Here is a 7,167-nt window from a genome sequence, read left to right as displayed (position 1 = left end):
GCAAACCTCGGGTGGATGATAGACGGGTGTTGAGCGGGATCATCTTCGTCAACCGCAACGGCCTGCGCTGGCGCGATGCGCCGCCAGCCTACGGGCCTCACAAGACGCTCTACAATCGCTGGAAGCGGTGGAGCGAGGCTGGCGTCTTCGTTCGGATGATGGAGGACCTGTCTGGCGCACAGGCCGAGCGCCGGACCGTCATGATCGATGCCACCAATCTAAAGGCGCACCGTACGGCTTCGAGCCTGCGGGTAGAAAAGGGGGCCTCGGGCGACTGATCGGACGGACCAAAGGGGCGGGATGAATACCAAGCTGCACGCCGTCACCGATGCGAATGGACGCCCCATTAGCCTGTTTGTGACGGCTGGTCAGGTCAGCGACTACACCGGCGCGGCGGCTCTTCTGGATAGTCTGCCCCGAGCACAGTGGCTGCTGGGCGATAGGGGCTATGACGCGGATTGGTTCAGGGACGCCTTGGAAGCCAAGGGGATCACGCCCTGCATTCCTGGACGCAAAACACGCAACGAACCTGTTCGTTACGACAAGCGCCGGTACAAACGACGCAACCGCATCGAAATCATGTTCGGTCGTCTGAAAGACTGGCGACGCGTTGCCACGCGTTATGATCGGTGCCCGAACGTCTTCCTCTCCGCCATAGCACTCGCCGCTACAGTGCTCTTTTGGCTATGAGTCCTGAGCCTAGGCTGGCTCAGAACCGCAGCCGTCCGGATGGGCGGCCATCGCGCCGGAGATGACCAACATGATGAGGGTGTCGACGTCTCCAGCGTCGGACCCTGAATCGGCCACCTTTGAGGGAAGCACCGGTCGGGCGCGTAGAGATACACAGGGCCAGGATCGGCCAATGTCTGGAGACGATTATGCGTAACTTCAATCCCGCGCCCTTCATCGCCGTCGCGGCGGTCGTAACCTTCGCCGCTGGACCGGCGGCGGCTCACGCCCGTCTGGTCAGCGCAAACCCCGCGCCCAACTCGACCGTGGCTGCGACTCAGACACTAACGCTCACCTTCAGCGAGCGCTCTGTTGCCGCTTTTTCCGGCTTTGACGTCGTCAATGCGGCGGGGGAGAAGGTCCCACTTCGGAATTCGGTTGCTGAAGACGGTAAAACCCTGACAGGGACCCTGGCCCGCCCGCTGGCTGCTGGCGCCTACCGTATCGACTGGCGCATCGCGTCAAGCGACGGCCACCGGATGACGGGTTCCTACACCTTCTCGGTGCGCTGACGCCGTGCTCGAATTCGCGATCATCGCCCTCCGCTGGCTTCAATACAGCGGTGCGGTCGTCCTTCTCGGCGCGCCGCTGTTCCTGCTCTACAGCTTCAAGGGCGGCGACGCCCTGAACCTGACATGGGCGCGTCCCACGTTGATCGTCTCGTCGGTCGTCGTGGCGATAGGCTCACTGGCCGCCTTGGTGATGCAGACCGCCGTCATGGCGGGTTCGTTGAGCGAAGCCGTCAAGCCCGCTTCGCTATCCTTCATGGTCACCGGCACGACCTTGGGCATGGCCATGGTCGCTCGGGCTGTCGTCGCAATTTTCAGCCTTGTCGCACTTGCCTCTCTGAAGCCTGGGCGAACGCTCTGGGGACTGACGGTGGGGGCAGGATTGATCGTGGCCGCCAGCTTCGCCTGGACCGGCCATGGGGCCGCGACCGAGGGGGCTGGCGGGCTTCTCCACCTTTTTGCCGACATCATCCATGCTGCGGCCGCCGCATTGTGGCTGGGGGCTCTGGCAGCCTTGACAATCCTCCTGCTGCGCCGGGCCGCGCCGGACGATTTGACCATCCACAACGCCCTGCACGGCTTCGCCGGCCTTGGGACCCTGGCCGTCGGGTTGCTGGTCCTGACCGGCCTCGTGAACAGTTGGTTCCTGGTCGGCCCCGCACGCGTTGGAGACCTGGGAGCCAGCGTCTACGGCCAGCTTCTGATCGCCAAACTCGTGTTGTTCGGCCTGATGCTCGCCCTGGCGGCAGGAAACCGCTTTCGCCTGACACCTGTCCTGGGTTCGGCGCTGGCGGGCGGCGAAGACACTCGACAGGCGCTTCAACGGCTCCGACGTAGCGTCGTCGCGGAGACGCTGGTCGGGGCTGCGTTGCTGGCCGTCGTCGCGGTGGTGGGCACGCTCGCCCCGCCGTCGGCCATGTGACGTAGCGGACGCCTAACTGGGGGCGCGCGACGACCAGTGGATGTGATGGATGCGCCAGCCTTCGGCGTGCCGCTTCAAGACCATCGTCTCGGTCGTGAGCCGGTCCACGGCGCGGCTGTTGAATTGGCCCGTCGTGCGGCCTTCGCTGGTAATCCAGGCGACATCGCCGTCGGCCCAGCCGGACCGCCGCGTCACCGTCGCCTCAGACGCAGCGGCGAAGGCGGCGTCTGAGCCCAGGTGGTGGGAGGCGTATTCGTCGCGCGACCGCTCGGCCCCGCCTTCTTCAAAGATCATCACCTCCGGCGCCAACAGGGCCAGCGCGGCAGCCGTATCGCCGGCCTTGAGCGCGGCGTGAAAGGCATCAACGGCGGTGGCGGCGTCCGCTGCTGCCACAGCTACCGAACCTACGGCGGGATCATGGCCGTGAGCGTGGTCCTGGGCGAAGGCGGGTGTCGCCGTGAACACGGCGAACGACAGGATGAGGGCAAGGGATGTGCGAGACATTACAGGCTCCGGATTGTGGGTGATCTGAATGGGCTGAGCGCGATCTGCGTCAGGCCAGTTGGTTGTGGCGAGCGAACACGCGGGTCGCGCCCGAGCGAAGCACCAGCAGGGTGTCGTAGGGCTCCTTTTGTCCCTGCGGCGTCTCCATGCCGGGCGAACCGAGCGGCATGGCCGGCACGGCGATACCGATTGCGGTCGGTCGCTCGGCCAGCAGGCGGATGACATCCTGAGCCGGCACATGACCCTCGACCAGATAGCCATCGATCAGGCCGGTGTGACAGGAGGCCAGCGCGTCCGGTATTCCCCGACTGCTCTGGATCGACTGGAGGCTTGGAAGAACCGTGATGGTGGTGCTGAAGCCTGCCGCGCGCATGTGCTCGATCCATCCGTCGCAACAGGCGCAGGTCGGCGTCTTGAAGACCGTCAGGTTCCTCGACGGACGCGTCTGAGCGCAGGCGGTTCCGGTCAAGCCGATGAACAGGCCGACGCCCAGCAGCAGGCGACGGTTCAAGATGGCGGGGTTCAAAAGGGTTCTCCTTGATCGCTGTGAATGGATCGTCTGGCTTCCACGGGATCAGCGCGTTGCGGTGCCATCCACGCCCGGAGCAGCCGACGGCCGGGGCGCTCGACGAAGACATGGATGGCTGCGGCGGCGGCGAGCGTCAACACCAGCATGGCGGCCAGCTCTGACATGCCCATCCGGTAGTCACCGGGTCAGCCGAAGAACGCTTGCGCCGCGTTGCGCCAAACCATCAGGATTAGGATGTGGACGAGGTAGAGGGCGAACGAAGCCTCGCCTGCGAACAGGGCCACGGGATGGGACAGGCAGGTCCGCACACGTGCCTTGGCCAACAGAGCGAGCGACAGAACGAAGGGACCGGCCGCCGCGACGATAATGCGGTCGTCGGCGCCGAGTTGCATGAGAGTGAGCAGCGCGGCCGTGGTCGCCAAGGCGCCCATGACCGACACGCGGGGCGACGGCGTCCAGCGCTGACCGAGGTAGTAGAGACCTATGCCATAGAGGAATTCAGGGACGATGCGCAGGATGCCCATGCTGTCCTCGGCCCGAGGCAACACCCGACCGAACTGAGCGCGATAGAATGCGTCGAGCGCGACGAACAGTATCGCTGCAAGTGCGATGATGACCCACGGTCTCGCCCGCAGCCGGAGAGCCAGAGCGGCGTAGGCGGGAAACGCAAGGTAGGCGAACCATTCCGCCGAAAGAGACCAGGCTGGACCATTCCACAGGACCATGGTTTCGCGCGGAAACCAGGCCTGGACGAGCAACAGAGTGCCGGCGAAGTCAGCAGGGTTGAAGCGGCCCGGCTCCAATCCGACGCCGAACAGAGGCGCAAGCAACACAAGTCCAAGCATGCCCAGCAGGATGAACAGATGAGCCGGATAAATCCGCGCGAACCGCGCCGCGAGGAACCTTCGGTAATCGGGGAAGCCGTCCCCTTGCAGATACACATGCGTGAGGATGAAGCCTGACAGGATGAAAAAGACGTCCACGCCTAGCCGCGCGCGATCCAACAGCCCGACGGCTTCGTCGGGAAGCGTCCATTGAAGCTGGTAGTGAAACAGGACGACGCCGAGCGCGAGAAAGAACCTCACGCCGGTGAGCGGATCGAGCACGTCAGGAAAAGGAACCCGTATGGGGCCTGATCTGTCGTTCATATCGCTCCCCCTTGACCGACGGGATGTCCCGGTCGTTCTCTGGTATCTACGCGGGCGGCGGCTCATCCCCTCGTAAGGGGAACGCGAAGCTGGCGCGTATGGCAGATGGGGCGTGAGGCAGGTGCGGAATGATTGATGATATGGACAGACTGATTGGAATGGTTGCGCCAGATGACACCGCGCTGCTCGCCGGCGTGGAAGATGCCGTCTGGGCGCGGGTCAGTGAACGCAAGGACCGTGCGCGCCTAGGCCACGTCCGCGTAGCGGCTGTGGCACTTGCCCTTGTCGTCGGCGTCACGAATGGAGGTCTGATGCTTCTAGCGCCTCGGCCGGAGCCTTCCGAAATGCGGATTTTCACCGTGTCGGCCGGTTTGTCGCCGCTCACCACCCTGGACGTCCAGGGATGAGGGCGAACTGGAAGTCCATACTCATCACGGCGATCCTGGCGGCGCTGGCCAGCGGTGCGACGACCTGGGGGACCGCGACCTGGGTCATGCGAGAGCGGCAGCCTCCTAACCTTCACAGCATCGTCCATAAAAAACTCGATCTGAGTCCAGATCAAGACCATCGCCTTGACGTCATCGAAGCCCGCTTCGCCGTTCAACGACCCGCGCTGGAGGCCGAAGTCCGCGCCGCCAATCGCGAACTGGCGGCTGCCATTGCCGCCAGCAACGGCGACACGCCCCAGGTTCAAGCGGCGGTGGATCATTTCCATGTCGCCATGGGCGATCTCCAGAAGGCGACAATCGCCCATGTCTTCGAGATGCGATCCGTATTGACCCCGGCCCAGGCCGAGGTGTTCGACAAAGCGGTCGTCGACGCTTTGCGTCACGACGCCGGATAAGCGCCGCGCGTGGAAGCCGAGCAGAGCATCGAGGTTCGCGCGGCAGGCGGAGACCGAGCCTCCTTCACCGCCCTGATGGCTGCGACCAAGGGCGATCTGCATCGCTTCATCCGCCGCTATGTCGGTGACGAGGACGAGGCCCACGACCTGTTGCAGGAGACCTATGTCGCCGCCTGGCTGGCCGTGCGACGATACGATCCGACGCGGCCCTTCGATGTCTGGCTGCGCTCCATCGCCCTGAACAAATGTCGCGATTGGAGCCGTCGGAGAGCGGTTCGCCGCGTCGTGCGCGGGGTCATGGGTCTTGATGCGCCCGAGGCGACAACGGTGAGCGACGATACGCCTACACCCGAGGTCCGGCTGGACGACCTGCGCAGGGTGGCGGACCTGAAACGCGCGTTGGCAGACCTTCCGGACGGCCTGAAGGCTCCCCTCCTGCTCGCGACGCTCGAAGGGCGGTCTCATGCCGAGATCGCAACAATCCTGGGCGTCACGCCGAAGGCTGTGGAGACCCGCATCGCCCGCGCGCGCAAGAAATTATCAGAGGTCTTGGCGCGCCAAGCCGAGCGAAGGCGCCTGACCCCGCCATGATGGGAAGGCGCAGAAGGCTTTGATCTGGGTGGCTGTGGCGTCCTGTCGCAAGGGCTTGGTCGCCAGGATGCGTATCTGAACGAATGGCTGAATAGCAGATCAAGGAACTTCTTGCTGATGTCGACCCCACACTTCGATCGTCGAACCCTTCTTCGTGGCGCCGTCGCGGGTGGCGGCCTGCTGGGATTGCAAGGGCTCCTACCCGCTTGGGCTCAGACCGGATCAGCCGGGCTGCGCGCCGATTTGCCGACGCTGGCGGGGCCGAATATCGACCTGACGGTGGGCCGTTCCGAATTCATCGTCGGCGGGCGCACCGGCCATGCGGTGACGGTCAACGGCCTGTTGCCCGCCCCCATGTTGCGGATGCGCGAAGGCCAGAACGTGCGCCTGTCGGTCACCAACACACTGGACGAGGACACCTCGATCCATTGGCATGGCTTGCTGCTGCCGTTCCAGATGGACGGTGTGCCGGGCGTCAGCTTCCCCGGCATCAAGCCGCGCGAGACCTTTGTCTATGAGTTTCCGCTGAAGCAGTCGGGCACCTACTGGTATCACAGCCACTCGGGTTTGCAGGAGGCCATGGGCCACTATGGCCCCATCGTCATCGACCCGGCGGGCGCCGATCCGGTCGGCTATGACCGCGAGCATGTTCTGGTCCTGTCGGACTGGAGCTTCATGCATCCGCACGAAATCCTGGCCAAGCTGAAGAAGAGCCCCGGCTACTTCAACATGCAGAAGACCACACTGGCGGGCCTGCTGGACGGATCGGACGGTATGAGCCTGGCCGAGCGCCGGATGTGGGGGGCCATGCGGATGGACCCGCGCGACATCCTGGACGTCAACGGCACGACTTACACCTATCTGGTCAACGGCCACGGGCCTGAGGAGAACTGGACCGGCCTGTTCCGGCCCGGCGAGCGGGTGCGCCTGCGCGTCATCAACGCCTCGGCCATGTCGATCTTCAACGTCCGCATTCCGGGTCTGGCCATGACCGTGGTTCAGGCCGACGGCGAGCACGTCCGCCCGGTCGAGGTGGACGAGTTCCAGATTTCGGTCGCCGAGACCTATGACGTCATCGTCCGTCCGCTTGAGGACCGCGCCTACACCATCGTGTCGGAGGCCATCGACCGTTCGGGCATGGGGCGCGCGACCCTGGCCCCGCGTATGGGCATGACCGCCGAGGTTCCCCCCCTGCGCAAGGTGCCGAACCTGACCATGACCGACATGGGCATGGGCGGCATGGACCACGGCAGCATGGCGGGCATGGACCACTCGGCACACGGTGCTGCAGGGGCCGCCACAGCCGGAGCCGCCGCCGCGCCGATGGACCACGGCGCCATGAGCATGCGTGACCCCAACAACGCCCCCGCCGACATGGCCGTCGGCGTCGG

General features: G+C 64.9%; 10 protein-coding genes and 1 pseudogene. 7 read left to right on the top strand and 4 right to left on the bottom strand.

The genetic code is table 11. The features are described 5' to 3' along the window. The 3 genes and pseudogenes from B3B04_RS05400 to copD form a co-directional block, all read left to right on the top strand. A pseudogene (locus tag B3B04_RS05400) lies at positions 1-690 on the top strand (IS5 family transposase); the annotation flags it as partial. A gap of 188 nt (positions 691-878) precedes the next feature. After that, a complete protein-coding gene (gene copC, locus B3B04_RS05395) occupies positions 879-1,241 on the top strand; it encodes a copper homeostasis periplasmic binding protein CopC (RefSeq protein ID WP_242915572.1) in 363 nt (120 codons plus the stop codon). Between the two features lie 4 nt (positions 1,242-1,245). Then, positions 1,246-2,160 (top strand): copper homeostasis membrane protein CopD, encoded by a 915-nt coding sequence (gene copD, locus B3B04_RS05390; RefSeq protein ID WP_292040718.1) that lies wholly within the window; start codon positions 1,246-1,248, stop codon positions 2,158-2,160. Positions 2,161-2,172: 12 nt separating this feature from the next. Here copD and B3B04_RS05385 read toward each other — a convergent pair whose 3' ends face one another. From B3B04_RS05385 to B3B04_RS05370, 4 genes are read right to left on the bottom strand one after another with little or no spacing between them, the layout of a single operon-like run. After that, complete coding sequence (locus B3B04_RS05385; RefSeq protein WP_242915569.1) at positions 2,173-2,664, bottom strand: nuclear transport factor 2 family protein; 492 nt, start codon at positions 2,662-2,664, stop codon at positions 2,173-2,175. Between the two features lie 49 nt (positions 2,665-2,713). Continuing rightward, positions 2,714-3,190 (bottom strand): DUF411 domain-containing protein, encoded by a 477-nt coding sequence (locus B3B04_RS05380; RefSeq protein ID WP_292040715.1) that lies wholly within the window; start codon positions 3,188-3,190, stop codon positions 2,714-2,716. Beyond that, complete coding sequence (locus tag B3B04_RS05375; RefSeq protein WP_292040713.1) at positions 3,187-3,357, bottom strand: hypothetical protein; 171 nt, start codon at positions 3,355-3,357, stop codon at positions 3,187-3,189. The genes B3B04_RS05380 and B3B04_RS05375 overlap by 4 nt, the downstream gene beginning before the upstream one ends. Positions 3,358-3,378: 21 nt before the next feature. Then, positions 3,379-4,341 (bottom strand): acyltransferase family protein, encoded by a 963-nt coding sequence (locus B3B04_RS05370; protein ID WP_292040712.1) that lies wholly within the window; start codon positions 4,339-4,341, stop codon positions 3,379-3,381. Between the two features lie 140 nt (positions 4,342-4,481). Between B3B04_RS05370 and B3B04_RS05365 the strand changes: the two genes are divergently transcribed. The 4 genes from B3B04_RS05365 to B3B04_RS05350 all read left to right on the top strand — a co-directional run. Further along, entirely contained in the window at positions 4,482-4,748 is a 267-nt protein-coding gene (locus tag B3B04_RS05365) for a hypothetical protein (RefSeq protein WP_242915564.1), read from the top strand. Further along, complete coding sequence (locus B3B04_RS05360) at positions 4,745-5,185, top strand: Spy/CpxP family protein refolding chaperone (RefSeq protein WP_242915562.1); 441 nt, start codon at positions 4,745-4,747, stop codon at positions 5,183-5,185. The genes B3B04_RS05365 and B3B04_RS05360 overlap by 4 nt, the downstream gene beginning before the upstream one ends. Before the next feature lie 9 nt (positions 5,186-5,194). Then, a complete protein-coding gene (locus B3B04_RS05355; RefSeq protein ID WP_292040704.1) occupies positions 5,195-5,776 on the top strand; it encodes an RNA polymerase sigma factor in 582 nt (193 codons plus the stop codon). A gap of 117 nt (positions 5,777-5,893) precedes the next feature. Further along, the coding region (locus B3B04_RS05350) for a copper resistance system multicopper oxidase (RefSeq protein ID WP_292040700.1) at positions 5,894-7,167 on the top strand (1,274 nt) is incomplete at its 3' end.

Origin of the sequence: Brevundimonas sp. UBA5713, assembly GCF_002419815.1 — a bacterium.
In the GTDB taxonomy this organism is placed as follows: domain Bacteria; phylum Pseudomonadota; class Alphaproteobacteria; order Caulobacterales; family Caulobacteraceae; genus Brevundimonas.
This window is presented reverse-complemented; position numbering and strand designations above follow the sequence as displayed.

Coding starts and splice junctions, on each gene's coding strand:
- B3B04_RS05375 (WP_292040713.1), bottom strand. CDS start 3,357: ATGTCAGAGCTGGCCGCCATGCTGGTGTTGACGCTCGCCGCCGCCGCA.
- B3B04_RS05370 (WP_292040712.1), bottom strand. CDS start 4,341: ATGAACGACAGATCAGGCCCCATACGGGTTCCTTTTCCTGACGTGCTC.
- B3B04_RS05360 (WP_242915562.1), top strand. CDS start 4,745: ATGAGGGCGAACTGGAAGTCCATACTCATCACGGCGATCCTGGCGGCG.
- B3B04_RS05365 (WP_242915564.1), top strand. CDS start 4,482: ATGGACAGACTGATTGGAATGGTTGCGCCAGATGACACCGCGCTGCTC.
- copC (WP_242915572.1), top strand. CDS start 879: ATGCGTAACTTCAATCCCGCGCCCTTCATCGCCGTCGCGGCGGTCGTA.
- B3B04_RS05385 (WP_242915569.1), bottom strand. CDS start 2,664: ATGTCTCGCACATCCCTTGCCCTCATCCTGTCGTTCGCCGTGTTCACG.